Source organism: Chryseobacterium cheonjiense, from assembly GCF_012927265.1.
GTDB classification, from domain to species: Bacteria; Bacteroidota; Bacteroidia; order Flavobacteriales; family Weeksellaceae; genus Chryseobacterium; species Chryseobacterium cheonjiense.
This window is the reverse complement of record NZ_JABBGF010000004.1, coordinates 178,743-204,920: the sequence shown is the minus strand read 5'-3', so window position 1 is coordinate 204,920 and position 26,178 is coordinate 178,743. Positions and strand designations below refer to the sequence as shown.

The 26,178-nt window shown below is 37.2% G+C and carries 25 protein-coding genes; 11 read left to right on the top strand and 14 right to left on the bottom strand.

Annotated elements, in window-relative coordinates:
- Window positions 1-58: 58 nt before the first annotated feature.
- Together HHL20_RS18690 and HHL20_RS18685 are read right to left on the bottom strand one after the other, a co-directional pair.
- A complete protein-coding gene (locus HHL20_RS18690) occupies window positions 59-3,463 on the bottom strand; it encodes a polysaccharide deacetylase family protein (RefSeq protein WP_169232661.1) in 3,405 nt (1,134 codons plus the stop codon).
- 90 nt (window positions 3,464-3,553) lie between these two features.
- Window positions 3,554-4,804 carry a CinA family nicotinamide mononucleotide deamidase-related protein gene (locus HHL20_RS18685; RefSeq protein WP_169232660.1) on the bottom strand — a complete coding sequence of 417 codons (1,251 nt, stop codon included), beginning with the start codon at window positions 4,802-4,804 and terminating at the stop codon, window positions 3,554-3,556.
- Between the two features lie 115 nt (window positions 4,805-4,919).
- Between HHL20_RS18685 and HHL20_RS18680 the strand changes: the two genes are divergently transcribed.
- Entirely contained in the window at window positions 4,920-5,396 is a 477-nt protein-coding gene (locus HHL20_RS18680) for a DUF7832 domain-containing protein (protein ID WP_169232659.1), read from the top strand.
- Window positions 5,397-5,458: 62 nt separating this feature from the next.
- Here the strand turns inward: HHL20_RS18680 and HHL20_RS18675 are convergent, their stop codons facing one another.
- The 3 genes from HHL20_RS18675 to HHL20_RS18665 form a co-directional block, all read right to left on the bottom strand.
- Complete coding sequence (locus HHL20_RS18675; protein WP_169232658.1) at window positions 5,459-5,998, bottom strand: lipocalin family protein; 540 nt, start codon at window positions 5,996-5,998, stop codon at window positions 5,459-5,461.
- A gap of 170 nt (window positions 5,999-6,168) precedes the next feature.
- Window positions 6,169-6,903, bottom strand: coding sequence for a LytR/AlgR family response regulator transcription factor (locus HHL20_RS18670; protein ID WP_169232657.1), 735 nt, complete (start codon window positions 6,901-6,903; stop codon window positions 6,169-6,171).
- A complete protein-coding gene (locus HHL20_RS18665; RefSeq protein ID WP_169232656.1) occupies window positions 6,900-8,681 on the bottom strand; it encodes a tetratricopeptide repeat-containing sensor histidine kinase in 1,782 nt (593 codons plus the stop codon). The genes HHL20_RS18670 and HHL20_RS18665 overlap by 4 nt, the downstream gene beginning before the upstream one ends.
- 130 nt (window positions 8,682-8,811) lie before the next feature.
- Between HHL20_RS18665 and HHL20_RS18660 the strand changes: the two genes are divergently transcribed.
- The 5 genes from HHL20_RS18660 to HHL20_RS18640 all read left to right on the top strand — a co-directional run bounded on the left by HHL20_RS18660 (window position 8,812) and on the right by HHL20_RS18640 (window position 13,486).
- Entirely contained in the window at window positions 8,812-10,197 is a 1,386-nt protein-coding gene (locus tag HHL20_RS18660) for a vWA domain-containing protein (protein WP_169232655.1), read from the top strand.
- 125 nt (window positions 10,198-10,322) lie between these two features.
- Complete coding sequence (locus HHL20_RS18655; protein WP_169232654.1) at window positions 10,323-10,676, top strand: hypothetical protein; 354 nt, start codon at window positions 10,323-10,325, stop codon at window positions 10,674-10,676.
- A gap of 270 nt (window positions 10,677-10,946) precedes the next feature.
- A complete protein-coding gene (locus HHL20_RS18650) occupies window positions 10,947-11,621 on the top strand; it encodes an SIMPL domain-containing protein (RefSeq protein ID WP_169232653.1) in 675 nt (224 codons plus the stop codon).
- Between the two features lie 11 nt (window positions 11,622-11,632).
- Entirely contained in the window at window positions 11,633-12,832 is a 1,200-nt protein-coding gene (locus HHL20_RS18645; protein WP_169232652.1) for a VWA domain-containing protein, read from the top strand.
- Between the two features lie 273 nt (window positions 12,833-13,105).
- Complete coding sequence (locus HHL20_RS18640) at window positions 13,106-13,486, top strand: SpoIIAA family protein (protein WP_029296622.1); 381 nt, start codon at window positions 13,106-13,108, stop codon at window positions 13,484-13,486.
- Window positions 13,487-13,543: 57 nt separating this feature from the next.
- On the opposite strand, the gene HHL20_RS18635 is transcribed toward HHL20_RS18640, so the two are convergent.
- Together HHL20_RS18635 and lipA are read right to left on the bottom strand one after the other, a co-directional pair.
- Window positions 13,544-14,737 carry an MFS transporter gene (locus tag HHL20_RS18635; protein ID WP_185194839.1) on the bottom strand — a complete coding sequence of 398 codons (1,194 nt, stop codon included), beginning with the start codon at window positions 14,735-14,737 and terminating at the stop codon, window positions 13,544-13,546.
- 281 nt (window positions 14,738-15,018) lie between these two features.
- Window positions 15,019-15,885 carry a lipoyl synthase gene (gene lipA, locus HHL20_RS18630; RefSeq protein WP_169232651.1) on the bottom strand — a complete coding sequence of 289 codons (867 nt, stop codon included), beginning with the start codon at window positions 15,883-15,885 and terminating at the stop codon, window positions 15,019-15,021.
- Between the two features lie 108 nt (window positions 15,886-15,993).
- Here lipA and HHL20_RS18625 point away from each other — a divergent pair, with 108 nt between their 5' ends.
- On the top strand, window positions 15,994-16,626 hold the full coding sequence (locus tag HHL20_RS18625) for a hypothetical protein (protein WP_169232650.1): 633 nt from the start codon (window positions 15,994-15,996) through the stop codon (window positions 16,624-16,626).
- Between the two features lie 87 nt (window positions 16,627-16,713).
- On the opposite strand, the gene HHL20_RS18620 is transcribed toward HHL20_RS18625, so the two are convergent.
- On the bottom strand, window positions 16,714-17,274 hold the full coding sequence (locus tag HHL20_RS18620; RefSeq protein WP_169232649.1) for an RNA polymerase sigma factor: 561 nt from the start codon (window positions 17,272-17,274) through the stop codon (window positions 16,714-16,716).
- A 344-nt stretch (window positions 17,275-17,618) separates the two neighbouring features.
- Between HHL20_RS18620 and tyrS the strand changes: the two genes are divergently transcribed.
- Window positions 17,619-18,914, top strand: a complete 1,296-nt coding sequence (gene tyrS / locus HHL20_RS18615) for a tyrosine--tRNA ligase (RefSeq protein WP_169232648.1) — start codon at window positions 17,619-17,621, stop codon at window positions 18,912-18,914.
- Window positions 18,915-19,053: 139 nt separating this feature from the next.
- Here the strand turns inward: tyrS and HHL20_RS18610 are convergent, their stop codons facing one another.
- The gene (locus tag HHL20_RS18610) at window positions 19,054-19,506 is read right to left on the bottom strand and encodes a hypothetical protein (protein WP_169232647.1); all 453 of its coding nucleotides are present in this window, start codon (window positions 19,504-19,506) and stop codon (window positions 19,054-19,056) included.
- Between the two features lie 242 nt (window positions 19,507-19,748).
- Between HHL20_RS18610 and HHL20_RS18605 the strand changes: the two genes are divergently transcribed.
- The 3 genes from HHL20_RS18605 to HHL20_RS18595 all read left to right on the top strand — a co-directional run bounded on the left by HHL20_RS18605 (window position 19,749) and on the right by HHL20_RS18595 (window position 22,348).
- Window positions 19,749-20,387 (top strand): alpha/beta hydrolase, encoded by a 639-nt coding sequence (locus HHL20_RS18605; protein ID WP_169232646.1) that lies wholly within the window; start codon window positions 19,749-19,751, stop codon window positions 20,385-20,387.
- Between the two features lie 109 nt (window positions 20,388-20,496).
- Window positions 20,497-21,822 (top strand): PDZ domain-containing protein, encoded by a 1,326-nt coding sequence (locus HHL20_RS18600; protein ID WP_169232645.1) that lies wholly within the window; start codon window positions 20,497-20,499, stop codon window positions 21,820-21,822.
- A 1-nt stretch (window position 21,823) separates the two neighbouring features.
- Window positions 21,824-22,348, top strand: coding sequence for a hypothetical protein (locus tag HHL20_RS18595; RefSeq protein WP_169232644.1), 525 nt, complete (start codon window positions 21,824-21,826; stop codon window positions 22,346-22,348).
- On the opposite strand, the gene HHL20_RS18590 is transcribed toward HHL20_RS18595, so the two are convergent.
- From HHL20_RS18590 to HHL20_RS18570, 5 genes are all read right to left on the bottom strand, one after another.
- Window positions 22,345-23,382: a L,D-transpeptidase gene (locus HHL20_RS18590; protein ID WP_169232643.1), complete on the bottom strand. Its 1,038-nt coding sequence runs from the start codon at window positions 23,380-23,382 to the stop codon at window positions 22,345-22,347. The genes HHL20_RS18595 and HHL20_RS18590 overlap by 4 nt on opposite strands.
- Before the next feature lie 176 nt (window positions 23,383-23,558).
- Window positions 23,559-24,593, bottom strand: coding sequence for an ATP-grasp domain-containing protein (locus HHL20_RS18585; RefSeq protein ID WP_169232642.1), 1,035 nt, complete (start codon window positions 24,591-24,593; stop codon window positions 23,559-23,561).
- Window positions 24,586-25,302, bottom strand: coding sequence for an NRDE family protein (locus HHL20_RS18580; protein WP_169232641.1), 717 nt, complete (start codon window positions 25,300-25,302; stop codon window positions 24,586-24,588). Before HHL20_RS18580 ends, HHL20_RS18585 begins: the two co-directional genes overlap by 8 nt.
- A complete protein-coding gene (locus tag HHL20_RS18575) occupies window positions 25,290-25,778 on the bottom strand; it encodes a DinB family protein (protein WP_169232640.1) in 489 nt (162 codons plus the stop codon). The genes HHL20_RS18580 and HHL20_RS18575 overlap by 13 nt, the downstream gene beginning before the upstream one ends.
- Window positions 25,775-26,176, bottom strand: coding sequence for a DoxX family protein (locus HHL20_RS18570; RefSeq protein WP_169232639.1), 402 nt, complete (start codon window positions 26,174-26,176; stop codon window positions 25,775-25,777). Before HHL20_RS18570 ends, HHL20_RS18575 begins: the two co-directional genes overlap by 4 nt.
- Between the last annotated feature and the right edge of the window lie 2 nt (window positions 26,177-26,178).

Below are 26,178 nucleotides of genomic sequence, written 5' to 3'. Positions count from 1 at the left end.
AATTTATACAATAAGTGTAACTTTATTTTAATTTGTTACTTTTAAAAAACAAATTTAATCAAATATTAAGAAACTGCGATTCTTTTACGTTTCCTGTGCGTTTCAGAAATCCCCATGACTGCATTTCTCCTTTTAAAGCACGTCTCAGGCTTCGGAATAAAACAATGTACATCAGCCATCTGTAGCCAAAACGCTGCGGAATAACGTACAGTAAATTGACCAGTTTTTCTCTTTGCATGACAAAAGCAATTAAGGCTAAGGATGCATCCACCAAAAGAAAGATGAGATAATAGCTGAATATTCTTTCTCCGTTTCCTGATAAAATTCCAAAAAACATGATAAGGTCGGCCAGTGGCGAAAAAAACGGAATGATATACTGAAACAGTAAAATATTCGGCATTGCCCATAATCCCAGACCTTTATATTTCGGATTGAGGAAAGTATGCTTCTGCTTCCAGAACATCTGCATAATTCCATACGTCCATCTAAAGCGTTGTTTTAAAAACTGCTTTATGCTTTCAGGAGCTTCTGTAATGGCAACGGCGCGGTTTTCGTTGGCAATGGTATATCCTTTTTTCAGAATTTTTACAGTAATATCACAATCTTCTGCCAATGTATCGGATGAATACCCTCCTACCTCAGTTACTGCAGATTTTCTGAAAGCACCTATGGCACCGGGAATAACTGTAATCGCATTGATATTGGCATATGCCAGACGATCAAAATTCTGGCTGGTAATATATTCTATAGACTGCCATCTGGTAAGCCAGTTTACTTTATTTCCTACTTTTACGTTTCCGGCAACAGCTGCAATTTTTTCGTCCGGATTTGAGTTTAAAAATCTGGTGATTAAGTATTTTACAGCATTCTGTTCCAGTTTTGTATCTGCATCAATACAAACAACATATTCTGCATCCGACTGAGCAATACCGAAGTTTAATGCTGTTGCCTTTCCGCCGTTTGTTTTAGTTAAAATCCTAAGCTTAGGATGACCGGAAAATTCGGCTTTTGCTTTTTCATACGTCGAATCTCTGCTGCCGTCATCCACCAGAATAATATCAAAATTCGGGTAGGTCTGCCGGAGAAGATTATGCAACGAAGAAACAATATTCACTTCTTCATTATAAGCCGGAACGATAATGGATACTTTAGGGTAAGCGTCCATAACAGGAAACTCCCCAAGCTTTTTTTCTTTCTTCCTTTCTGAAAATGCCCAGTACAGCATAATCATCAACCTGATTAGCCCTAATCCTATAAAAATTGTAAACAAAGCAACCAGAAAATGACTGACTCCGTAAATGACTGCAGCGAGAACAAGGTTAAGCTGCATGATATAATATGATCTCGTTTTTGGAATTTCGGGCATTAATTCGGCTTTATTCTTATGAAGAATTGTTGAAAGGTTGGTAAAATGGTAACCTTGTTTCTGCAGTACCGGAATTAATATTTTCAAAGCTTTCACTGTTTCTTCACGGGTTTCTCCACCCGCATCGTGAAGAAGAATAATGTTTCCCTTTCTCTGTTTTATTCCGTCTAAAACACGTTTTACAATTTCATCTGCTTTTATGCCCGGCTGCCAGTCTTCGGGATCAATATTTTCGCCGATATCAAGATAATTCTGCTGTCTTGCCAAAGCTACGGGAATGATCTCTTCGGAAGTTGTAGGTTCCGAATCGGCATTATAGGGCGCTCTGAAAAGTATCGTACTGTGTCCTGTAATACATTCAATCAGCAACCTTGTAAGTTTAAATTCAAGCAAAGCCCTTTCCTTACTCACTTTCGCAACATTTTCGTGGGTAAAAGTATGATTTCCGATTTCATGACCTTCACGGTAAATTCTTTTTACTAAAGGAAGGTTTTTCTCTGCATTAAGCCCTACTAAAAAGAAAGCTGCAGGAACATGGTATTTTGAAAGTACGTCCAGAATCTGTGGAGTATATGTTTCATCCGGTCCGTCATCAAAAGTAAGTACAAGATCTTTCTGCGGAGCTTCGCCGTATTTTTTTACTTCATAAGAGCTGGGATAGGTAATATAGTTTTCGTCAGTAATGATCTTTTCTTTCGGATCGACTTCCATTTTAATTTTCCCGTCATGCGGTGTATTCAGGACATCCAGCACTTCACCGTCGCCAATATAATCGACCATGGTTTGTCCTTTTACATTTTCCAGTGATTTTAAATTTAAATTTGATAATCCTGCAAAGGTGAGATCTTTATCATAGAAATTCCAGATTCTGCTGTCTTCGCTTCCCAATCTCCAAAGAGCGGTTCCTGCCAAAGGATATTCCGACGAAAAGCGCATAGTGTTGAAAATAGATGCGGCATCATTGAAAAATACGGTGTGGGTATTGTCCTTTGAGTCTTTATAGGAATAATTTAGATTAAAAGTATTATCATCAAAATTAATAGCTGCCTTACTCGCACTCGCTTTTGTAATGGCCTGCATATAGGTAAGCGAACTGTTATCATCACTATTTGTACTCCAGTCATATCCGTACGCTCCAAGGCCAAGAATAATTTTACCGGGTGAGGTTTTTGCTAAGATTTTTCCGGTCTGTGCTTCAATCCATTTTTGAGAGGAAACAGGCCCCGCGTCACTATCCGCAGTATATTCATCATAAGCCATCAATACAAAATAATCGACATACGGATTAATTTTCTGAATATTATAATCATCGTTATCCGTCATGATATCCATGGATACAAGCAGATTATCTTGCTTAAAAGTAGCGGAAAGCTCTTTCATAAAAGCAATCAGATACTCATCATAATCAAGATCAATGTTTTCAAAGTCAATATTAATTCCTCTGAAATTCAGTTTAAGACACTGTTGCCTTAATTTTTGGATAAGCTGTGTTCTCTTCTGTGGATCTTTTAATACTTTGCCTAAACCTTCCGAATGAAATTCCTGTTCGAAATTATTACTCAGAATAGGCATTGCGGTGACACCTGATCTTTTGATGATTTTATACCCCTCGTTATCAACATTGGTTTTCAGATCACCCGTTTTGGGATCAAGAAAAAACCATTCCGGAAAGACCAGATTAATATGTCTCATGTTTCTTTTCAGAGACATAAGGGACTGCGGGTCCCACGCTACATAGAATGCAGAACGAATGCCTCCCGGAAACTGTTGCCAGTTTTTATTTTGATTTTTACGTCTTTCGGCTCTTGCTTTCTCAATTTTAGCAAGATTGGTGTGCATTGTTTTTTCTGAAATAAAGCTTCGGAATCCTTTGTATTCTTTGGAGATCTTATTTTCCTGAAGAAAAGGTTTGCTGGCCGTTATTACTGCTTTGTAATCTTCTTTAAAAGGAATTTTGGGATTTTTGTCCCATTTCATCATTAAGGCTAATGCGAGAAAAAGCAATAAGGTTACAAAGATAAAAATACGGCTTCCCCATTGTATGTTCCTCCAGCGTTTTTTGCTGTCGGTCTGAAAAATCTGTTTTGAGTTTTCCACAGTTCTGATATTTCCTGATGGACGTCAAAAACTGTGAAAAACCATACCAAAATCTATTAAAAAAAAATTAAAAAATTAACTGGTTATTAATTAGTTGCTTATCAAAATCCCGACTAAATCCTGAATGATTTTCTGCGACACGAAATGCATAAAATCCAGCCTTTCCAGATGCGGCATATATAATTTTGACGTAACAGCGTTTTCTCCCACTTTTATAGTATAGAAAACGGTTCCTACCTCTTTTCCGTCCTCACCTTTTCCCGGGCCTGCCACTCCGGTTGTTGACATGGTGATATCGGTATTAAACAACTTTTGGCATCCGTCTGCCATTTCGGCAGCAACCTGTTCGCTGACCACCGTGAACTCTTCTACCGTTTCTTTTTTAACTTTCAAGATTTCAATCTTTTTTTCCGTAGCATAAGCGATCATTCCGCCAAGAAAATACCTGGAGCTTCCTGAAACAGAAGTAATCAATTTAGCCAATTCTCCTCCCGTACAGCTTTCTGCAACTGAAATGGTCAGTTTTCTTTCCGTTAAAATTTCCGCCAGAATTTTTTCAATTTTATCTTCGGAAGTGGCAATGACATGGTCTTTAATTAAAGGCAGCAGTTTCTGAATTTCTTCCTCCAGCTGCTGCTGAAGAGCTGGCTCATTTTCTCCGGTCGCTGTCAGCCGAAGTTTTACACGTGTTCCTACCGGAAGATAAGACAATGCTAAATTTTCCGGTAATGCCAATTCCCAGTCTTCTATCTGGTCAGCTAAAATGCTTTCGGGAATTCCCACTACGGAAACTATTCTTGTAGAAATATAATTCAGACTGAATTTTTCCTTCAAATATGGCACAATCTGGTTTTTAATCAATGGTTTTACCTCATAAGGCACTCCCGGAAGGCTGAAGAGCAATTTTCCTCTCTCCTCCATCATTGTGCAGGGCGCTGTTCCATAGTGGTTCTGAAAAACCGTTGATCTGATGGGAACAAAAGCCTGTTCGCGATTTCTTTCGAGGATTTCCAGCCGGCCGCGTTTTTCCATGTACGCTTTCAGATGATTAAAGGTAGTTTCGTCCAGTGCAATTTCATCATTGAAGAATTCTGCGATGGCTTTCTTGGTTTTGTCATCCCTTGTAGGTCCCAACCCTCCGGTTGTAATAATGATATCTCCTATTTCAAAAGCGGACTGAATGGTATTTTTGATGGTTTCAATTTCATCTGAAATCGTAAAGATCTGAGAAACCTTTATCCCTATATTTTTAAGTTCGGCAGCAATAAAATTAGAATTGGTATCCACAGTGTTTCCGGAAAGGATTTCGTCACCAATGGTAATCAGAACGGCATTTTTCATATAATAATTGTCGAAAAAATTTCTACACAAATGACGGAAAATTCTCTGTTCCCGACAATATAAATTGATTTTTTCTATTTTTGGATCAAATTGTTTAAAACTATAATTAAAAGCTATGTCTAAATACGATGATGCTTCATGGCATTACAGCGGCGATTTTCCTGATGAACTTCCTGAAAAAAACGGAGCCACCCACACCGGAATGTTCCTGAACTGGTGTATTCACAATGATCTTATTTCTGATGAACTGAGAGAAGGCGCTGCTGAAGAAATTAAAAAATTAAAGCGCCGCGAAAGTACGGGAGCAGAATTTCTTATGGAAGTAATGGACGGAAAATTCTCAGAGTATGACCTAAATGCTCTTGGAAATAACTTTGCGCAGGATTATTATAAGGATGAAACGGATTTCGGAAACCGTTACAGTTCATTTGCTGATGATTATGTCAATCTTTTTGACACCAAAGCAGAAGAAAATGATTATGAATATGAAACATTCTATCATATAGAAGATACTTACGAAAACTATGATCTGATGAAGCAGATCATTGACTATCGTTTCGAGGAATGGAAAGAGTATAAAAATTCAGACTGATACAAAAAAACCTCACAGGTTTTGAAAACCTGTGAGGTTTGTATTTTTAAGGTTTATTATAATTAATTGTGCTTAACCCAGATTAATTCATCGGTATTATATCCTACTCTTTTAGCTTTTTCCAGAAATCGCTGTCTTATGCTTTCGGGAAGTTCTTTGGTGCGGGAAAGAATCCAAAGATATTTTAAATTATTCCCCATGACTAATGCATATTGGTAATTATCATCAATGTCAACCACGTTGTAACCTGCCCAAATGGGTTTAAAGAAAGAAACTTTTAAACGGGCCTCTGTTTCTTTATTCACGAATCGGGCTTCACCTACAGACTCCTTCCATTCTTTTTTTACGTAATTGTAACCTTTATTATCCACCTTGATGGTACCGTCGGGATTTTTGGAATAAGTTGCCGTCACATTATCCATATTTTTTTCGAATTTATAATCGAAGCGGGCCATTTCATACCATGTCCCGAGATATCGGTCTGCGTTGAAATTCTGAACTGCAGTTGCACCTTTAGGAATTCCTACCGAACATGAATTTAAAATAAGAAGTCCTAAAACACCCAAAGAAACCGGGATTGCAATTTTCTGAAAAGTCTTCATAATAGATTTTTTTGTGGTATCCTAAATTCTTCAAAAATGATGCCTGAACGAGATTAATTTTTTCCCGGAAATTGTACTTATGCCATAGATTGTTGCAGCCCGACTTGAGCGGAGCTCTTTTTGTGAAACAAAAAAGCGGGAGCGGAAGGCGGAAAAAGCTGCCCCAAAAATTAAGAAAAAACTTTCAGGAAATTATCTTTAAAGCTTCCGGAAATTTCAATTTCGGTGTTGTCGGAAAGTGTTGCCGTTCCGCTTTTGTGATAAGATTTCACGAAATTGATATTAATAATATGGGAACGGTGAACCCTTACAAAAGGATGCTCCAACAGGTCATCAAAATGCTTCAGAAACCGGCACACCATTTTTTTGGAGCCGTCTGTAAGAAACACCTGCGTAAAGTTTCCGTCTGCCTGAAGCCTTACAATATCCTCCGTTTTCACGACATCAAATCCCTGTAATGTCGGGAGAATCAGCTGTTGTTTTTCGGGTTTTAACTTTAAGTTTTCAAGGAGAATTTTATTGCGGTTGAGTTCTTCTTTTTTTTCAATGCTTTCCGCGACTTTATTAACCGCCAGAATCAGCTCCTGAATATCGATCGGTTTTAAAATATAATAACTCGCCGATTTATTAAGCGCCTGAAGCGAATACTGTGAAAAGGCAGTGATGAAAATCGTTTCGTAGGAAAATTCTTTTGTTGCTTCCAACACGTCAAAGGCATTTCCGAAAGGCATTTCGACATCCAGGAAAACAAGTTGCGGCTGCTTTTCGGCAATCAGCGGAACGGCTTCCTTAATATTCTCCGCCTCGCCCAAAATCTCTACCTGCGGACAATATTTGTTGAGGTAATTCCTCAAAACTTCTCTTGCGATCACTTCATCGTCTACGATGACGGCTTTTATTTTCATTTGTTCACCAATTTATATCTGATTTCCACAAGAACGCCCTGTGTATTTTGTTTATCTGTAATATTGCACTGAATTTCCTGGTGATAAAGATCATTCAGCAAAGCGATTCTTTCCAGGGTATTTTTCATTCCGCGGCCTTTTCTTGCTTTCTGATGCTCCGTTTTTTGTTTTTTGCTTTCTTCAATCCCGATGCCATTGTCTTCAATGATAATTTTTAAATGCTGATTTTCTTTTTCAAAATACAGTTTTAAAAATCCTTTTGTGGTTCTGTAACGAAGTCCGTGCCAGATGGCGTTCTCAAGAAACGGCTGCACCAACATTCCGGGCACTTTCAGGCTTTGGGTATTGAGGCTTTCATCCACTTCAATTTCATAATCGAATTTATCTGCAAAACGTGTTTTTTCTAATGCAAGATAATTCTGCAGCAGATCCAGCTCCTGCTGAAACGGAATGAAATCTTCGGTGGAATTTTCCATCACGCCGCGCATTAATTTTGAAAATTTGGTTAAATACTGGTTGGCTTCCAGTTCATTGTTCGTAGCAATGAAATGATTGACCGAATTTAAGCTGTTAAAAATAAAATGCGGATTCATTTCGCGGCGCAGCGATTGCAATGCAATTTTCTTATTTTTTATCTGAACTTTTTTTAGAGTCCTGAAAATAAAGATGATGAGTGCGGTTAAAACCAGTAAAACTCCGATTAAACTGTAATTGAATACATTTTTCTTGCGAATAAGTTCATCTTTCAGCTGTTTTTCCTTTTCCAGCTGGGCAATCCGCTGTTCGGTATCTTCAAGGATCTTTTCGTCAACCAGACTTTTATCTTTTGACACCAGATCCGGAAGTTTTCCTAAAAAGTCGCGGTACAATTGTACGGAAGCATTGGTGTTTTCAGAAACATTGTAGAGGCTGTCGAGCTTTCTTACGCTTTTCTGTGCTTCAAGCGTGTGGCCTTTTTCCAGTGCGATTCCGTATGATTTTTTTAACAGACTGATGGCTTCTCCGATATCATCTTTTTTAATATAAATATCTGCAAGCTCCTGAATCTGCTCAACCTCTTTTTTGGAATTATCCTTAACAAAACCTTCCTTTAAAACGGTCTTTTTGGCTTCAATAGCTTTATCGTAGTTTTTATTTTCAACATAAAAGTCCGTTAACTTCTGGTTAATTTCCAATGCCTGTTGCGGCGCTTCCTTTTTAGAAATTTTATAAGCGTTTTTAAGATTTGCTTCCGCTTTAGGAATATCATTCTGTTGAATATTCACATCTGCCATTTGGCTGTAACTTGCAGCCAGATCTCCTTTATCATTATCTTTTTCATTAAGCTGAATATTGTTCTGGATCGCCTCTTCCTTTGCTTCGGGAGAATTGACGGAAAGCCTCGTCACATCATTGGTATTAAGCGCGCGGCTTTTCGAGGGCGCCACTTCTGCAGCCCGGCTGTAATTGCTGATTGCCGGAGTTATTTTATTCTGCTTTTCCTGGGACTGGGCTAGTTTCCGGCTGGCTTTTTCAATATTCGGTTTATCATTCAGTTTTTCGTAGATGTTTTTTGCTTTGGTATAATATTCTTCACTTTTCCTGAAGTTTCCGTCATTAAAAAATGTCTCACCGATATTGTAATAAGAATCTGCCTGCGCAGATTCATCTTTTGTATCCACTGCTTTCTTTAGCCTTTTGCTCTGCACCTGAACATCTTCCACAACCTTACTCTGGGAATATGCCGTATTCCCGAAAGCCATTACAAAAAAAAGCACAAAAAGCTTTATCATTTTCATAAAACAAAGATATACATATATATAGTCCGGCAAAAACTATTCACCAAGTGAAATTCGTCATTCACCAAGTTTAATATTTTCTGCGGACTTTACAGGATTAAGTTTGCAGCATAATTCAAATTTAATTATCATGAAAAATTTATCTGTTTTAAACAAAAACACCTTGATTTATCTTTTCTCTTCAACATTAATTTTCAATATCTCAAAAGCACAGTTCGGAGTTTCGTCAGGTTCTGTTTCACACACCGTAAGCAACGGACTTTCGAGTACAAATGAGCGTGGATTTCTTAATGAAAACACGATAATCGTGGAAGATTTTATGAACTACCACAAACATCAGATTAAAATTCCAAAGAAAAATGAAGTGGCATTAAGTATTGATTATGACAATACTATTCTTAACTCAGACGACAGCTTTTTACTTCAAATCGGTCTCGCAACACAGAATGTTTCAGACAGGCAACATTCAAACAAAGTAAATGTTTCTCTGGTTATCGACAACAGCGGCTCTATGGGTGGAGGTAAACTTGAAAAAGTAAAAAATGCACTTAAAGTTTTTGTAAAAGGATTAAAACCCGAAGATATGATTTCAATCGTCAAATTTGATGATACCGCTAATCTTGTTTTGAAATCATCAAAAATAAAAGATGTTGCCGGAAATCTGGATCCAATTATCGAAAGTATTTATCCGTCAGGCTCTACCAATATTCATTCAGGAATGATGATGGGATATTCGGAAGCACAAAAACACAATACCAAAGACTACAACAGTAAAGTAATTCTCCTTACCGACGGAATGACCAATTCAGGAATTACAGATCCTGAGACGATTTTAAGACAGTCAAAAGAATTTAACGATAAAGGCATTGACATCAGTACCATCGGAGTCGGACAGCAGCTGGATTTCGATTTATTAAGAAGAATTGCAACGTACGGAAGAGGTTCCAATTATTTTATAGGAGATGCTGAAAAAGATATTCAAAAAACATTTAAGGATGAATTAGAAAGCCTTTTATATAATGTTGGGAAAAAGCCTAAATTAACAATTAACCTTCCTGAAGGCATGAGAATTAATAAATTTTACGGATATCAGCCTACTTATATTTCCAATCATCAGATTGAAGTAGAACTTGAAAATCTGGATTGCGGGCAAACCCAAATTTTCCTGATGGAAGTTGAAAAAAATGAAATGGAAAACTCTTCAATTTCAGCTTCGCTGGTTTATGAAAAGAATGATAAAATAAAAAATATTTCGTCAAAAAAAGAATATGATGCAATGACGGAAACAACGCAACAGGAACTAAAGAAAAATTTTCAGATTGCTAAAATGGCTACGGAGCTTAAAAAAGCAGCGAAGGATTTTTCTCAGACCAACATAGGAAATACTACAAGATCCATGCAGAACATCATCAATTATTATCAGTCGTTCTGCGATAAAAAAGACGAAGACTTGAGGAGAATTTATGATATTGCTTTACAATATTCACCAAGACAAAATTCAAGGTCTTATGAGTAAAGTTTTCAGACTACCTCAATTCTTTATCACATTTTTATATGAAAAAATGGTAACATGAAAATTGAAATTCCGTTAACAGTCAACCATTTAGCATTGCATACATTTGTTTAAAACCAAAAATAACCATGAAAAAACAAATTTATTTTTCTGCCATTTGCATTATTTTGCTTCAGAGCTGTTCTTTTCTGGAGCAGAATAATTTCATGGAGACTAAAATTATTTCGAGTAGTCTCAATGAAAAAATTGTGTACAAATTCTATCAGACCGGACTTAATGATTACAAAGTAGATTTTTACTCGGTGGATCAGTCGGGCTCTACCAAACTTTTTGAACATGATATCGACGATTCGTTTGCAACTTCCGAAACGTATACCATTTCAGAAAATGATGATGAGCTGATTATCCAAACCAAACTTTTTTCCGAAGTAACAAAAATCGTCACCCGAAACGGAAAATCAATTATTCTTACCAACAGATAACAGTTCTTCTCAGGACTGTTTTTTTATTTGAAGCTTGATCCCGCTTTCCACTGTATCTTTTTGGTTTTTCCAACACGCAGGCTGAGCCTGTCGAAGCCTACGCCAAACCAAAAAGGATGTCGTTGCAATCGGGGCTATGCTTACAGTCCTTCATTTTAAGTATTTTCCACGACTCACCAAGTCAAACCTTCACTTCACCAAGTCTCCCGATTTTCAGTTTTAAATCTGGGTAATTTTACTTCAGAAGTTTAAAATTAAAAAAAGAAAATTATGAAACTGAGACATTTTTTACTGATCGGGTTATTCTTTATAGCAGGACTGATCAACGCACAGGAAACAAAGAAAAATTTCATTGAAGTAACCGGGATTGCAGAAATGGAAGTGGAACCGGATGAAATTATTTTCAATGTAGGAATTAAAGGTGATAATAAAAACCAGCTTGCAGACAATGAAAAACAGCTGTTTGAAATTCTTAAAAGCAACGGTGTAAAAAACGAAGACATCAAATTCAAATCGATGTACCAGAACATCTATTCCAAAACGAAAATTTTCACTAAGAATCTTCAGTTTAAAGTAACCAAGAAAACCGATATGGGAAATCTTTTTGAAAGTCTGAACCAAAAATGGATCACCAGCATCAACATTTCGGAAATTAAGAATACGAAGATCACAGATTTCAGAAAAACTGTAAAAATCAATGCGTTGAAAGCAGCAAAGGAAAAAGCAGACTACCTGTTGGAAAGTATGGGCAAAAGAACCGGAACTCCGCTTGAGATCATTGAAATTGAAGATTACACCAGCGATATGATTATGCCGATGAACTTCAGAGCCAAAGTATCCAATATTCAGCTTGAAGCTGCCGATGCCAATGTAGATTATTCTTTTGACAATATTGATAATATCAAGCTCAAATACAGCATCAAAACTAAATACGAAATCCTTTAAAAACGTATATCATGACAACTTTTAAAATTTTAACATTGACCGTAGGAACTTTGGCTCTTCTGAGTGCTCAGAAATCCGGTGAAAACTTAATGTGCAGCAAAGGCAGACGGGTTCCTCCCACTGAAAGAAGATTTATTGAGCATGCAACGGCAACAACACCTGCAGCTAAAGAAAATAAAATTCAGGTGGCATTGCTTCTCGATACTTCAAACAGTATGGACGGACTGATTGACCAGGCAAAATCAAGGCTTTGGAATATCGTGAATACACTAACGACTTTGAAGTACAATGGAAAAGCGCCGGAAGTTGAAATCGCGTTGTACGAATACGGAAATGACGGAATCAGTGACGAAAATTATATCCGTCAGGTCACTCCTCTCACCCAGGATCTGGATCTGGTTTCTGAAAAGCTGTTTGCGCTGAGAACCAATGGCGGTAATGAATTTTGCGGAGCGGTAATTCGGGACGCTTCAATGAACTTAAACTGGGACAGCAATGAAAAAAGCATGAAGCTGATCTATATCGCCGGAAACGAAGCTTTCGATCAGGGAAGAGTGAGCTATAAAAATGTGATTCCGGATGCAAAAAGGAAAAATATTTACACCAACACTATTTTTTGTGGAAACCGGGATGAAGGAATCCGTACTTTCTGGCAAAACGGAGCATCACTGGGAGACGGCAGATATTTCAATATCGACAGCGATCAGAAGGTTATTTATATTGAAACTCCTTACGATGTAAGAATTTCTGAATGCAATACCAAGCTGAATGATACGTACATCTACTACGGAAGTCATGGTTCGGAATTTAAGTCCAAACAAATGCTGCAGGACAGAAATGCGGAAGTACAGTCCGCTTCAAATGCAGTAGAAAGAACAGTTGCCAAGTCTAAGAAAAACGCTTACAAAAATGAGCATTGGGATTTGGTAGACCGCGTGGAAAAAGACAAAGATTTTATATCAGAAGTAAAAGAATCTGAACTTCCTGCAGAACTGAAAGGCAAGAGCCGGGAAGAAATCAAAAAAGCGGTGTCTCAAAAGTCTGCTCAAAGGGAAAAAATTCAAAAAGAGATTGAAGAACTTTCAAAGAAACGTCAGGAATATATTGACAAAGAAATGAAAAAACGCGGAAATGCTGATGCTGATGATTTGGGAAAAGCCATTGAAAGATCGGTTATTGAACTGGCAAAGAAAAACGGATACAGCTTTTAATCACCAATCTATTTCTTGAATTTACAATACTTTAAAGTGATAATTGATAAACTAATACCATGAAAATATATTCATAAGATGTGACGCAACTATGAAAGTCACAGTATATTTTGTGTGAACCCCTGCAGATTGCGGGGGTTTTTGGTAAAGGTAAGATTTTAGAAATATTTATATTAAATCACTACTAATTGAATATTTTATTAACCAAATATTAAATAATGGTTTACTTTTTGTTATCAACTTAAAATCTAAACCACAATAAAATATTACAATATGATAACGATTATTCCAGAAGCTCCGGAGAATGTTGCCGCTTTCAATGCAACGGGAGAAGTAACAAAAGAAGATTTTGAAAACCTGGTAATCCCAAGAGTAAAGCAAAAGGTCGATCAGTTTAATGAACTGAACTACCTGCTGTATCTGGATACGGATCTGGATAATTTTACCATGGGAGCCTGGCTGCAGGATGCGCTTTTAGGATTAAAAAACCTAACAAAGTGGAACAGAACCGCTATTGTTACCGATAAAGAAGGAGTGCAGAATTTTACTGATATTTTCAGTGTGCTTATGCCGGGAGAATTTAAATCTTTTCCTAAAGGGAATCTTTACAATGCTCTTTACTGGTGTAAAAACGGTAATGAAGTCGAAGCGTAATAAGCTTATTATAAAAACAACAGAAAGACCATCAAAAAAGATGGTCTTTTTATTTTGCTATTTTTCACATGAAACACAATCCGCTACCGCTTGCTGATCTTCTGAAGCATAAAGATATCTGTACCGTACACTGATGATAAGCCCTATCAGCGTCATCCCCACCCCTACTAAAGAAGGATAGTTGAATTCATAGCCTTTTTGTAAAGGAATGCCGCCGAGGAAGGCTCCCATGGCATTGGCAATATTAAAAGCTGCCTGCATAAACGCAGCTGCCATCATTTCGCTTTTCGGTGCGGCTTTCATCATCATGATATTAATAGGCGCCGCAACAGACATAGACAACGCCCCGCATATAAAAGTAAGAATGAGTGACACAGTACGGTATTCTGATAAGAAAAATACACCTGCAAGCGAGATCATCATCAAAAGCAAAAGTAAAGAACATGTTTTTTCGGGGCTTAATCTATCGGATAAATACCCGCCCACAAGATTTCCGACCACCATTCCGGCACCGGCAAGAATCATCACATACGCCATGTAGCTTTCCGGTATTCCTGAAACAATAGTCATCAGCGGCGTGATATAACTGAACCAGGTAAACAGTCCGCCAAACCCGATCGCCGTAATCATTAAAACCAGCCACGCCTGTCTTTTCTTAAGGAATTTGAGTTCTTCCATAAAATGCGTTTCTTTGTCAGCCTTTACAGCGGGGAGCCAGAGTTTGATAAATAAAAGTGCCAATAGACCGATTACAGAAACAATGGCAAAATACCACCTCCAGTGAAAAGTATGACCAATATAAGTAACGAGAGGAACCATAGCAAGATTGGCAATGGTGAGTCCTGTAAACATCAATGAAATATTGAATGCTTCTTTCCCTTTTTCAGCCATCCTTGCCGCAACTACAGTTCCCACTCCGAAAAACGCTCCGTGAGGAAGTCCTGAAAGAAAACGGATGATCATCATCGTCGTATAGTCGGGCGCCATAGCAGAGAGAGCATTAAACAAAGTAAAAATCACCATTAATGCCATCAATACTTTTTTAGGAGAAAACTTTACTGAATATCCGATCAGGATAGGTGCACCAACCACCACTCCAAATGCATAAGCAGAAATGAGATGTCCTGCTTGAGGAATACTGATCTGTAAACTTTTTGCCATATCCGGAAGCAATCCCATAATCGTAAACTCCGTTGTCCCTATTCCCAATCCTCCAATGGCAAGAGGTATTATTTTTTTATCTATTTTCATTATCCTTCTTTAAACGTGCAAAATTCGGCACAAATAATTATTTACGCTTTAACCAAAATGACATAAATTTCTTCTATATTAACCTGTTCCATAATTTAAAACTTAATATGAGTACATAAAAAGTAATTTTAAATTGTAATAAACTGTAATTATTCCGATTTACAGAATTAAAAACCGGGAATACTCTAAATTAAACACAGGCTTTACAGCTGCAGTTACCTTTAATAAAAAGGCGAACGACAGCTTAAAAAAATCGCTTCAAAACTGAAGCGATGTATGTTTTAATGAATATGTTTTTCTGCGTGATAAGAACTTCTCACCAACGGTGAACTTTCCACATGCCTGAATCCTAAGTTTCTTGCAAAATCTCCCAGCTCATCGAACTCTTCAGGGGTAATAAATCTTTTCACAGGAAGATGTTTTTTGGTCGGCTGCAGATACTGTCCTAACGTAATAACATCTACATTTGCATTTCTGATGTCTTCAATCGTCTGGAAAACCTCATCTTTGGTCTCTCCTAAGCCGAGCATTACTCCGGTTTTGGTTCTTCTTTGTCCTGCTTCTTTAAGATATCTCAGCACATCAAGGCTTCTTTCGTATTTTGCCTGGATTCTCACTTCTCTGGTAAGACGCTTTACGGTTTCCATATTATGAGAAATTACTTCAGGTGCCACATCTACCAAACGGTCAATATGTTTCGTGATCCCCTGAAAATCCGGAATCAGCGTTTCCATAGTAGTTCCCGGAGAAATTCTTCTTACGGCATTTACAGTTTCCGCCCAAAGAATTGATCCCATATCTTTCAGATCATCGCGGTCTACCGAAGTAAGAACGGCATGCTTTATCTTCATTAATTTGATAGAACGGGCAACTTTTTCAGGTTCGTCCCAGTTTACATCAAGCGGTTTCCCGGTTTTCACTCCGCAAAATCCACAGCTTCTGGTGCAGATATTCCCGAGGATCATGAAGGTTGCCGTACCTTCTCCCCAACATTCGCCCATATTCGGGCAGCTTCCGCTTTGGCAGATTGTATTTAATTTATATTTATCAACCAAAGTTCTCAGTTCTCTGTAATTCTTGCCGGTAGGAAGTTTTACACGGATCCATTTTGGTTTCTGAACGGTTGTATTTTGAATTAAATCCTCCATGTACATCTCAAATTGAGGGTCAAAGTTAGTGATTTTTTTATCGAAACAATCAAAGACAGAGATTGATGAAACACATAATTTTGTATTTTTAGATATAATTATCATCTCATGAAATCTATCTTATGTTTTTTAACTGTTATATTGAATATATTGTGCTTTGCTCAGAAAGAATTTCAGCCGAATGGTGCCACAGCTATTGAAACTGTAGACGGGGATCTGGATGGTGACCATATTCCTGAAAAAGTGATTATTTACAATACAAAAGACACTACGGATTTTGGAAATATCCGTGAAATCCAGATACTGAAGAAGGTCAATCAAAAATGGACAATCCTGGAAAAGTCAAGGAATGCTATTCTAAAAAGCAAAGATGGCGGTATGATGGGTGATCCTTATCAGAGCACCGAAATTAAAAATGGAATTTTGATGATTACCCAAGCCGGAGGAAGCAGCTGGAAATGGGGTTATACGGACAAGTATCGATTCCAGAACGGGCACTTTGAGCTGATCGGATATTCATCCGACAGTGGAAAGCCTGAAGAATACTGGATTGACGTTGATTTTAACTTATCCACAGGACAACTTATTTTTGAAAAAGAAGTTGAAAATACAGAAGAATACGGAAATTCTAAAAGAGAAGTTTTCATTAAAAAAGGAATGAAAATAAATTTGCAAAACAGAAATCAGGAAAAACAAAGAGAAATCTTACTTCCGAAAACAAAGGAGAAAGTTTATTTATGATTATGAAAATGAATTATTCGATTTTGAGGTTAAGCATTGTTTAGATTCTAAAGATGACAATCTGAACGAATAATCTTATGACCAAAACTAATTATCTTCAAATTCATTATTTTTCAACAATTCAGCCAATACTTTTTTTGCCCGCATGACACGGACTTTTGTATTGGCAACGGAAATACCCAGTTCTTCTGCAATTTCTTTAATACTTTTTTCTTCAAAAAAACGCAGCTTGATAATATCCTGATAATTGGCATCCAGAGATTCTATGGTTTTAATAATTTTTTTCTGCTCTTCCTCAGAAATCATGAGCTCTTCCGGGGATTTTGCATACTGATTTTTTACTTCTTCCAGATTTTCGGTAGGATCCTGATTTTCCCTGCTTTTTCTTCTCCAGAAATCAATGATGGTATTCTGGGCAATGGTAAGCACCCAGGTTTTAAACTGAAAGTGAGGATCATACATATCCAGCTTCGACAATACTTTTGAAAAAACATTCACTGTTATCTCATCTGCATCATTTTCATCATGCACTTTTTTCATCACAAAAGAGAAAACATCAACCCAAAAAATATTGATGAGCCTGGTTTGGGCTTTCTGATCCTTTTCCTTTGCTTTTGTAATAAGCTGGAATAATTGTTCGTCATTCATTATTAACAAATATAATTGATTCTGGCTTAAAATACAACGGCTCGAAACAATGAATTATTACACAAAATTTGCATCGCCGACCGAGGTTTAGCCCTGATCGCAGCAATTGTCTGAGCCCATTTTTTGTTTTCGGCGCGGCAGCTTCGCTGCCGCGCCGAAAACAAAAAATAGCGAGTGCGGAGAGCAGGAAAAAGCTTCTAAAAAATAAATACAGCCTTTCTATAAGATCAAAGTGCTCTTCAAAAATAAATGACAGACTTATCAGCATTAAATGACAGATGGTTCGCCTGTCCTTATTTCGTTGAAATGATTATCTTTGCACCTTAATTTTAAAGTTAGAAATAATGAACTCTTTTATTGAAGAATTGAAATGGCGCGGTCTTTTTGCAGACATGATGCCCGGAACGGATGAACAACTGGATAAGGAAATGACAACTGCCTATATCGGTTTTGATCCTACCGCAGATTCTTTGCATATTGGAAGTCTTATTCAGATAAAAATTCTTGCCCACTTTCAGCAGCACGGCCATAAACCGATTGCATTGGTAGGAGGTGCTACGGGAATGATCGGGGATCCTTCGGGAAAGTCTGCGGAACGAAATCTCCTGGATGAAGAAACGCTTCTTCACTATGTAAACTGCCTGAAAAACCAACTGTCAAGATTTCTTGATTTTTCAGGAAACGAACCTAATAAAGCGGAGCTCGTAAATAATTATGACTGGATGAAGAATATTTCTTTCCTTGATTTTGCTAAAAATGTCGGGAAAAATATCACCGTCAATTATATGATGGCAAAGGATTCTGTAAAGAAAAGGTTTTCGGGAGAAGCCGGAGCCGAAGGAATGAGCTTTACAGAGTTTACGTACCAGCTGATCCAAGGATACGATTTCCTTCATTTGTACCAGAACAATAACGTGAGGCTTCAGATGGGAGGTTCCGACCAGTGGGGAAATATAACTACAGGAACGGAACTGATCCGTAGAAAAGCACAGGGTGAAGCGTTTGCATTGACGGTTCCTTTGATCACCAAAGCTGACGGATCTAAATTCGGAAAATCGGAAAGCGGAGAAAATTACTGGTTGGACAAAAACAGAACTTCTCCGTACAAATTCTACCAGTTCTGGTTGAATGCAACGGATGATGATGCTGAACGATTTATCAAATTCTATACATTCCTGGGAAAAGAAGAAATAGAATCACTGATTGAGGATCATAAAATTGCTCCTAATGAAAGAAAACTTCAGAAAAAACTTGCTGAAGAAGTTACGGTTTGGGTTCACGGGAGAGAAGAATATGAAAAAGCACTAAAAGCTTCCGAGATTCTTTTCGGACGTTCTACTGCCGAAGATATGGTAAGTCTGGACGAAGCAACTTTTCTTGAGCTTTTTGATGGAGTTCCGCAAAAGGAAATGACAAAAGCTGATGCTTTAGGAATCAATATAATTGAGCTTCTATCTGAAAAGTCAGGTTTCCTGAAATCTAAAAGCGAAGCTTCAAGAGAAATAAAAGGTAATGCAATTTCTGTGAACAAGCAGAAAGTGAATGATACTTTTACAGCCAATGAAAGCGATCTTATTGACGGGAAATTTCTATTGCTACAGAAAGGAAAGAAAAATTACTTTATTGTAAAAGTAATTTAATATCTTTATTTATATTATAATTAAACGCATTGGGCGCGGATTTTCAATCCGCGCCCAATGCGTTTTTAAGACAACAATTGATCTCTTTCTTTCAAAAAAAAGACCGCGTGAGCGGTCTTTATATCTTATTGAATATATTCTATAATTCTAAGAAGCTGTAATAGGTAGAAGCATTTTTCTCTCCTGATCCTACTGCTTTCTTTGTTTTGGCAAGCTCTCCGTCAACATAGATGTTTACGATCAATTCTGAGTCAGCATACGGAAGAACAGCATTGGCAGCAAGGTTAAGCTGAGACTGGCTTGAGCTTACAAACTGGTCACCTGATGTCCATGTAATTCCGGTAGGATTGAAAGTAGTACTCGGACTTGTTCCTATCTGGGTTACAACAGTTTTAAAATTTGCAGCTGGTGGTGAAGTAGGTGGCGTACTTGGTCCGTTAACAATTATTTTTGCTTCAAATTTAATAATGTGATCTGTGAATTCCTCATCGTCATCCTCCTTACAGGAGTTAAGAACAGAAATTACCGAAAATAATACGGCGAATAAAAAAGAAAGCTTGAGTAAACTTTTTGATTTGTAAAATTGCTTCATTTTTTCCAAATAGATTTTTAATGTTTCAAATATAGGTTTTTTATCAATATAAAAATAGGTTTCATGAAAATTTTCCAACAAAAATTTCTAAAAAATATCGATTTAATAAATACTATTTCTTTTTTTCTTACTTTCCCGGGAAACTCTTGCGGCAAAGAGAAGACAGTTTGTCACTCCGTTACAGGTGGTCCCATTTTTATGCTATTAAATCATCATAAACCTTTATTATATATCTTTGCATAATGAACCTAGATTACATTGTAAGAGAACCCGAACATATCACTTCAGCTACAACCATTCTTTTTTTGCTTCACGGATACGGAAGCAATGAGCAGGATCTTTTCAGCTTCAGGGAAACACTTCCTGCCGACTGGATCATCGTAAGCTTCAGAGCGCCGAAAACAACACAGTTTGAAGGATATTCATGGTACGATATAGATTTTAATGATCCCGAACGTTTCGTAGAGGTACAGCAGGCTAATGAATCGCTCAACAGCATTTTGGAGAGTATTCTCGGCATTGTCAACCGTTATGGTATTACCGAGGGAAAAACGCATCTGTGCGGCTTCAGCCAGGGAGGCATCCTATGTTATGCTCTTGCCCTGAAATATCCGGAAATGTTTAATCTTGTTGCCTGCCTGAGCAGCTATCCGGAAGAAAAGCTACTGCATGATATTGTAAAGGATAAGAAAAAACTGGAAAAATTACGCTTTTTCATTTCACACGGTACCGATGACGCTGTGATTCCTTTGGAATGGGGAAGAAAAGCTGCCGATTTGCTGTATGATCTGGGCTGCTACTTTTCTTTCAGAGAATATATGAGCGGCCACGGAGTAAATCAGAAAAATTACATGGACCTTATGGATTTCTTCTCCAAATAATTTCACAATAATTCATCTATTGGATTAATTATTTAAAAAATACTCAAGCATTCTTAAAATTAAGGATGCTTTTTCATTACCATTCGGATAAAATGATTAAATTCAATACATGAAACTGCTACGTTTTTTATTGATTTTTTTCATGGGCATCTTTATCAATGCCCAAAACTCTTTTGAAATTCAGGACGGAAAAAAAATCGTCATTCCTTTCAAATTAATTAACAATCTTATATTTATTCCGATCAATATCAACGGTGCGGAACTTACATTTTTACTGGATACTGGAGTTGCCGAAACATCGATCTTCAGCCTTGAAAATAAAGAATTAAAACTCATAAACATCGAAAAAATAAAGTTCTCAGGATTAGGCGGCGACAGAAATATCGACGGATTCCGGTCGGAGAATAATATTGGAAAAATCGGAAAAAACTTCGTGAATGACTCAATGACCGTGTACATTATTATGGATCAGGATTTCAATATCTCTTCACATGTCGGAATCCCCGTCAACGGTATTATAGGTTATCATTTTTTCAAGAACCATCCGGTTATCATCGACTATATATCTAAAAAAATCACTATTTATAAAGATGAGAATCTGTTTAGAAAAAAGACAAAAAACTTCAGTCAGTTTGACATTAGTATTGAAAAAAATAAACCTTATATTTTTGCTGATGTTGAAATGACAACGGAAAGAAAAAGCTCCAAGCTTTTGATTGACCTTGGAAACAGCGATCCGATCTGGCTTTTTCCTAAACTGATAAAAGATTTTGTGTATAACCGTCCTAATATTGATGATTTTCTCGGAAGAGGTTTTAATGGCGATATCTACGGGAAAAGAAGCCGGATTCACAATTTTTATCTTGGCGATTTTAAATTTGAAAAACCTCTTACGGCAATGCCCGATGAATATTCTATTCAGCATGTGAGTCTGGTTGAAAACAGAAAAGGCTCTGTAGGAGGCGATATCATGAGACGCTTTACGGTAGCTTTTGATTATCCTGGCGGAAAAATTTATCTTAAAAAAAACCGGAATTATGACGATCCTTTTCACTTCAATATGAGCGGACTGGATTTCAGACAGGACGGAATGGAATGGACGAAAGATGTAGTGAACCTTACTACAAAAAAAGAGATTCAGGTTTCAACGGGCACTGAAGTGTTCAACAGCAGCCTGCAATACAATTTTATCCTGAAACCAATTTTTTCAATTGCCGGAGTACGGAAAGATTCGCCCGGAGCAAAAGCCGGATTACAGAAAGACGACCGCCTTATCAGTATTAATGGCAAGAAAACTGCAGATATGACCTTGCAAAAGATTTTAGAACTTATGAAATCTGAAGAAGGAAGAACGATAGAGATGGTTATTGTACGGAAAAACAAAGAACTGTCGCTGCGTTTTACTTTGGAAGATCCTATCCCTTATCAAGAGTAATATGAATACAGAAGAAACAACAATAGACAAAATAAGAACAAGACCGCGATTCACAATGTTTACCCATCTTACTAAAGAAGAATATGCGGAAAACCTTAAGAAGTACCTCGCCGAACATAAAGATGAGTTTTCGGGAAACATCAATAAAGAAGTCGCTACTATTTGTGTAGAGACCGAATATGAAGGCTACTGGAAACCAAGGCTTTCGCTTCGTGTAGAGACAGAAGATGACCAGACTTCGATACGGGGTATTTTTGGTCCGAGTTCCGCCGTCTGGACATTTTTTATGTTTCTTTATTTTTCTTTTTCCATTCTCTGGATGGTATTTTTTTCTATGTATTATGTAGAAAATCAGATCCATAGTCATGAATTTCCGTGGGCGCTCAATGCTTCTTTTCTCATGCTGCTGTGTATTGCGATTACCTATGCCGCAGCAAGATTCGGGCAGCATAAAGCTAAAGATGAAATGTTGAAACTCAGGAGATTTGCTGAAGAGTCTACTTTACAGTTTGAAAAAAAAGATTAAGGCTCTACGGTTCTGGTGGTCTGAGGCATTTGCTGCAGGACAGCTTTGGCCGCTTTGATAGAGTCTACCACCTTTTCCCTGTTGTCCTGCTCTTTCAATATCTTTTCAATATTGGGTTCGATCATTTTTGTCATTTCTTCAACAGAAACATTATTGGAATTGGGATCATTAAGCAGCTTTCTCCACGGCTTACGTTTTCCCCAAGGATAATCCCCGTATACCAGCACAGCCGTTCCTTTTGCTTTGGTTGTTGCTCCTCCCGGATTCAGAACCCAGGTATCGGCATAGCTGTACAGCCATTTTGCATCATTCATCAGTAATCGTAAACAGGAATGTGAGGCAGGATATCCCGGCAGATCGTACTGGTGCCACCCTATCCCATCAAGATTGAAAATATTAAAATTATAAGGCAACTTCCACTCACTGCTTACGGTAGAAATAGCAAGCTGTTTTTTCCAGTTGGCAAAAGTAAGTCCTGTTTTTGTTTTGGCCGATTTTTTTCCCATACTCGTAGGACCCCATTTTACAAGATTTCCGTTGGAGTAAACACCATATGCCTGGATTGGATAAGAAAAAACAACGAATTTTTTCACCGGACTTAAAACATCAAGCTGCATGGGAAACGGAGAATATTCCATTAACGTAGTATCAACTTTCGCCGGAACAACAAGCGTGTCTGCATTCCACTTGTTTTTAGAATCAAGCCTGTTTAAGGCAAGAATAGCATAACGTTCTTTTTCAGTATATTTTTTATTGAATAAAGCGAAAAGCGAATCTCTCACTTTTTTATCTTTAGGAAAGATATAGGCATTGTAAAAGCCGTATTCCTGCATTGCAGGAGGTAATGATTCTTTCTGTACAACAGAGTCTTTCTTTGCCGTTAAAGAATCTTTTTTCTCAGAATCTTCAGTTATGGATGAAGCCGTATCATTGATTTTGTCGCTGACTTTTTCGATTTCTTTTTTACAGGAAACCACTGTTAAAGCTATAAATAATGTATAAAGAAATGATTTTTTTTTCAGAATGTTTTTCATAAATAAAAGTACCCGAATAGTTTTGCTATTCAGTACAAATATCAGACCTAAATCCGAATAATAAAAATCCGGATATAAAATACCGTAAAAAAACGGGGTCTTTTACGAAAACCCTTCACATTGCTTTTATATTAAGGACGTAAAGCCATTATTTTTTCAGGAAGTATTCAGCTATATTATGATGTCAGAAACGGATTAAACTCTTTAAGTATTTTCCAGCATTCTTCAATATTGGTAAAATGGTGACCTCTTTGTTTGTTAAGCTTTGCAATTGTGTACATATAATCCCAGTGCTTCATGATTTCTTTAATCGCGAAAAAATAAGAGTGTCCGGGATCATAGATAAAAGTAGGTTCCGATGCGGCTCCGTTTAATTCTATAATTTTAAAATTTTCTCCGTTTTCAAGTTCTTCCCAAGTATTAAATTTTACATCAAATCGTCCGTAATGAAAACCTTTTACCGATGAGCAGATTTCATTAAACAACTCCGTGAGCTTTGATGAAATTTTATCGGATGCATCATAAAAAGTCGCACCCCTTGCGTGATTCCCGATACTGCTTACGAGTAACTGTTCATTTTCGTTGGGAATATAGTTGCCATTGTGCTGACCGTCAAGAAAAATTTCGGAATAAAATGCGTGATACCGGAGATTATATTTTACAAGTTCCTTTAAAGTCTGCCTGCCATCTCCTGTAACCATGATGCCCTTTTTTTCTACAATACCGCTGATAAAACCTTTTTTTTCATGAGGAAATCTGATGTAGAACACCCCAATTTCATTCGGGAAATCAATATATTCTTCCAAAAGCAAATCTTCATTTCCATAATCCCGAAGATATCTTTTCCCCTTTTCCCGGGTTCTTATCAATTCGACATTTCTACCTCTGCATCCATTGTTAGGTTTTAAAATAACAGGGTAATTCAGCTCATTTTCCTTAATGATATTTTCAACTGCATCATGAGTTGTCCCGCTTGTTACAAGAAAAGATTTTGCCCTGTACCTTTGCGGTAAAAGCTGATTGACGAAATGTTTATCTTCCAGCGTCATTCCTCCATGGACGATTGCTGGATTCACCGCTTTAAAAAAACCGAAAGAACGGGACTTCAGACTGATCCAAAAATAATAGAAGATACACGGAAGATATACAGCCCACATGGGCCAGAATTCCCAGTGAGTAAGCCGGTACCATTTGTATCGTAACTTAAACAAAGCTTCTCTTTTCAATTTTTTTATGTTGTATTGTGTTTTCTGTAAGATCGTGATATGCAAAGTGAATCTTATCTTGTTTAATAATAAGCTGCGTAATACTTACGGTAAGAAATTCTTCTTTTATTGATAAATCTATTTCGCGTTCTTTTTCTATCTTATGTTTTTTATGAAAATTAAGTATTTCCCCGGATTCTATATTTCTATTAATCTGAAATCTTCTGAAATCTTTTTCCCTGTCATGTTCGATGCTATCATTGTATAATGTTTTGGAAGAAAGCAGATGGCTTTCATTTTCATTTAAGAAAAACTCATATTTAACTGTTCCGTCCCAAAGCAGCCGCATTAATTTTTTATCAAAAAAAACCAATAACTGAAAAGGTTCTATTCCCGACAAGCCATATTCCCGGAAAGCCTGCAAAAAATCCCTGCTTTTAACAATATCCAACAGTACGATTCCCCTGCTTTTTTTATATGGCGGATTGCTTTTATGTTTTTGAAAAGCACCGTTCAGAAGAATGGCTACATTTCCGTTATCATCTGTAGCAAACCATGTTCCCGATGCTTTCTTATCTTTAGGAAAATACAGCACATGACCATTCTCCAGTTCCAGGACATTTGGAAATACAGCTTTCTCCCGGTCTTTTTTCTCGTCACGGTTTGAAGTAAAGATGATGGCATCTTTAATTTTAAAGTAGCTTACTGTGCACATGTAAGTCTGAATTTTATCGTTGAAGGCGCCACACCGAAATTTTCCGGTATATTTTCCCATTCAAATTCTTTAAGCGCCACTTTTATTAATGCCTGATGATGAATACCATGTTCAAAGCAATATAATAACTCCCTGAAATAGGTCGTTTTAAGTTCCTGCTGAATGTTTGTCTGGTCATACAAAACACAGATCAGCTCCTTGTCTTTTTTATTGATTTCAGCAGCGATTTTTTCAACGGTACAGAGCATTTCTCTCACATTTTCTTCCAGGGTATGATTTCTTTTTCTGTTTTCAAAAGAAAACCTTCCGGAAGAATAGCCTTCCAGCAGCACTTCATACATTTCAAGAATATGCCTTACGTGCTGCCCTATCGAGCTTCCAAAAAGATATTTGCTCTCCCTTGTATATAATTGAACTGAAACAGGACTCAATATCTGTGACAGTTCATAAAGATTATTTTCAATGCTTTTTATCATCTGGTTACAGCCATTTTATTTTTAGAGAATATTGATAAAATCTGTTTTCTATAAAGAATAATTAACAATGTACAAAATACAGCTACCGTTACTGCCAGATAAAAAAGTTTTCCGCCGTCATGCTGTACATCAATACCCAATTCCGTCACATGAAATTTAATGGCTCCCAGCATCAGGCCAAGTCCCAAAACAGCACCATACACTGTTGTTCTTGGTATTAAAATAAGGATAGAGGCAACAAGTTCTAAAATTCCTATTCCTATTCTCCCGTAGGGCTCCATACCTATTTTCGAGAAAATATAAACAGATTCCGGTGCAGCGGAAAATTTGAAATAGAGGGTTTGCAACATTATGACTACGGGAACCAATCTGATGATCCAGTTTACAATTTTTTTCATGT

Excerpts from the sequence above, each read along its gene's own strand:
- HHL20_RS18590 (WP_169232643.1), bottom strand. The coding sequence starts at position 23,382 with ATGAAAAACATTCTGAAAAAAAAATCATTTCTTTATACATTATTTATA.
- HHL20_RS18620 (WP_169232649.1), bottom strand. The coding sequence starts at position 17,274 with ATGAATGACGAACAATTATTCCAGCTTATTACAAAAGCAAAGGAAAAG.
- HHL20_RS18580 (WP_169232641.1), bottom strand. The coding sequence starts at position 25,302 with ATGTGCACAGTAAGCTACTTTAAAATTAAAGATGCCATCATCTTTACT.
- HHL20_RS18645 (WP_169232652.1), top strand. The coding sequence starts at position 11,633 with ATGACAACTTTTAAAATTTTAACATTGACCGTAGGAACTTTGGCTCTT.
- HHL20_RS18650 (WP_169232653.1), top strand. The coding sequence starts at position 10,947 with ATGAAACTGAGACATTTTTTACTGATCGGGTTATTCTTTATAGCAGGA.
- HHL20_RS18675 (WP_169232658.1), bottom strand. The coding sequence starts at position 5,998 with ATGAAGACTTTTCAGAAAATTGCAATCCCGGTTTCTTTGGGTGTTTTA.
- HHL20_RS18635 (WP_185194839.1), bottom strand. The coding sequence starts at position 14,737 with ATGAAAATAGATAAAAAAATAATACCTCTTGCCATTGGAGGATTGGGA.
- HHL20_RS18605 (WP_169232646.1), top strand. The coding sequence starts at position 19,749 with ATGAACCTAGATTACATTGTAAGAGAACCCGAACATATCACTTCAGCT.
- HHL20_RS18680 (WP_169232659.1), top strand. The coding sequence starts at position 4,920 with ATGTCTAAATACGATGATGCTTCATGGCATTACAGCGGCGATTTTCCT.
- HHL20_RS18660 (WP_169232655.1), top strand. The coding sequence starts at position 8,812 with ATGAAAAATTTATCTGTTTTAAACAAAAACACCTTGATTTATCTTTTC.
- HHL20_RS18610 (WP_169232647.1), bottom strand. The coding sequence starts at position 19,506 with ATGAAGCAATTTTACAAATCAAAAAGTTTACTCAAGCTTTCTTTTTTA.
- HHL20_RS18600 (WP_169232645.1), top strand. The coding sequence starts at position 20,497 with ATGAAACTGCTACGTTTTTTATTGATTTTTTTCATGGGCATCTTTATC.
- HHL20_RS18655 (WP_169232654.1), top strand. The coding sequence starts at position 10,323 with ATGAAAAAACAAATTTATTTTTCTGCCATTTGCATTATTTTGCTTCAG.
- HHL20_RS18665 (WP_169232656.1), bottom strand. The coding sequence starts at position 8,681 with ATGAAAATGATAAAGCTTTTTGTGCTTTTTTTTGTAATGGCTTTCGGG.
- HHL20_RS18670 (WP_169232657.1), bottom strand. The coding sequence starts at position 6,903 with ATGAAAATAAAAGCCGTCATCGTAGACGATGAAGTGATCGCAAGAGAA.
- HHL20_RS18625 (WP_169232650.1), top strand. The coding sequence starts at position 15,994 with ATGAAATCTATCTTATGTTTTTTAACTGTTATATTGAATATATTGTGC.
- HHL20_RS18570 (WP_169232639.1), bottom strand. The coding sequence starts at position 26,176 with ATGAAAAAAATTGTAAACTGGATCATCAGATTGGTTCCCGTAGTCATA.
- HHL20_RS18595 (WP_169232644.1), top strand. The coding sequence starts at position 21,824 with ATGAATACAGAAGAAACAACAATAGACAAAATAAGAACAAGACCGCGA.
- HHL20_RS18640 (WP_029296622.1), top strand. The coding sequence starts at position 13,106 with ATGATAACGATTATTCCAGAAGCTCCGGAGAATGTTGCCGCTTTCAAT.
- lipA (WP_169232651.1), bottom strand. The coding sequence starts at position 15,885 with ATGGAGGATTTAATTCAAAATACAACCGTTCAGAAACCAAAATGGATC.
- tyrS (WP_169232648.1), top strand. The coding sequence starts at position 17,619 with ATGAACTCTTTTATTGAAGAATTGAAATGGCGCGGTCTTTTTGCAGAC.
- HHL20_RS18575 (WP_169232640.1), bottom strand. The coding sequence starts at position 25,778 with ATGATAAAAAGCATTGAAAATAATCTTTATGAACTGTCACAGATATTG.
- HHL20_RS18685 (WP_169232660.1), bottom strand. The coding sequence starts at position 4,804 with ATGAAAAATGCCGTTCTGATTACCATTGGTGACGAAATCCTTTCCGGA.